This window comes from Streptomyces niphimycinicus, assembly GCF_018883605.1.
Lineage (GTDB): Bacteria > Actinomycetota > Actinomycetes > Streptomycetales > Streptomycetaceae > Streptomyces > Streptomyces niphimycinicus.
The window spans coordinates 1-1,284 of sequence record NZ_JAHLEM010000505.1 but is presented as its reverse complement, the minus strand read 5'-3'; the positions used below and the strand labels follow the sequence as shown (position 1 = coordinate 1,284).

The 1,284-nt window shown below is 74.6% G+C and carries 1 protein-coding gene; it reads right to left on the bottom strand.

What is annotated here, in order from left to right; genetic code table 11:
- On the bottom strand, positions 1-1,284 hold a 1,284-nt coding region (locus KN815_RS34285; protein ID WP_216345749.1), incomplete at both ends, for a type I polyketide synthase.

Below are 1,284 nucleotides of genomic sequence, written 5' to 3'. Positions count from 1 at the left end.
CGACGTCGGTGAGGCGCAGTTCGGGGTGGGCCTCGAGGTGGGCGCGCAGGTTCGCGGCCTGCGCGCGCAGCGCGGGGCGGCTCTTGGCCGCCACGGTCCACAGCGGCAGCGCGGCGGCGGCGCGGGCCTCGGCCGGGGCGCCGTCGTCGGCCGTCTTCGCGGTCCGCGGCTCCTCGGCGTCCGGCTCGGGCGCCTGTTCCAGGATGGTGTGCGCGTTGGTGCCGCTGATGCCGAACGAGGACACCGCGGCCCGGCGCGGCTGGTCGGTGTCGGGCCAGGCGCGCCCCTCGGTCAGCAGCGAGACCGCGCCTGCCGACCAGTCGACGTTGGGGGTGGGCTGGTCGACGTGCAGGGTCCGCGGAAGCGTCCCGTGGCGCATCGCCATGACCATCTTGATGATGCCCGCGACACCGGCGGCGGCCTGGGTGTGGCCGATGTTGGACTTGATGGAGCCCAGCCACAGCGGCTGGTCCTCGGTGTGGTTGCGCCCGTACGTGGCGAGCAGGGCCTGCGCCTCGATGGGGTCACCCAGGGTCGTACCCGTGCCGTGGGCCTCGACCACGTCGATCTGCCCGGCGGAGAGCCGGGCGGAGGCCAGGGCCTGGCGGATGACGCGCTGCTGCGAGGGGCCGTTCGGGGCGGTCAGCCCGCTGCTGGCGCCGTCCTGGTTGATGGCGCTGCCGCGGACGAGGGCGAGCACCTGGTGGCCGTTGGCGCGGGCGTCGGAGAGCCGCTCCAGCAGCAGCATTCCGGCGCCCTCGCCCCAGCCGGTGCCGTCCGCCGCAGCCGCGAAGGACTTGCAGCGGCCATCCGCCGCGAGCCCGCGCTGGCGGCTGAACTCGGTGAAGGTGCCGGGGGTGGACATCACCGTGACACCGCCGGCCAGGGCCAGCGAGCACTCCCGGCGGCGCAGCGCCTGGGCGGCGAAGTGCAGGGCGACCAGGGAGGAGGAGCAGGCCGTGTCGATGGTGACGGCCGGCCCCTCCAGGCCGAAGGTGTAGGCGACGCGGCCCGACGCGATGGAGCCGGAGCTGCCGTTGCCGAGGAAGCCCTCGACGTCCTCGGGCGCGGAGAACAGCCGGGAGGCGTAGTCGTGGTACATCACGCCCGCGAACACACCGGTCCGGCTGCCCTGGAGCGAGGTCGGATCGATGCCCGCGCGCTCGAACGCCTCCCAGGAGGTCTCCAGCAGCAGCCGCTGCTGCGGGTCCATGGCGAGCGCCTCGCGCGGCGAGATGCCGAAGAACGCCGGGTCGAAGTCGGCCGCGTCGTGCAGGAAGCCGC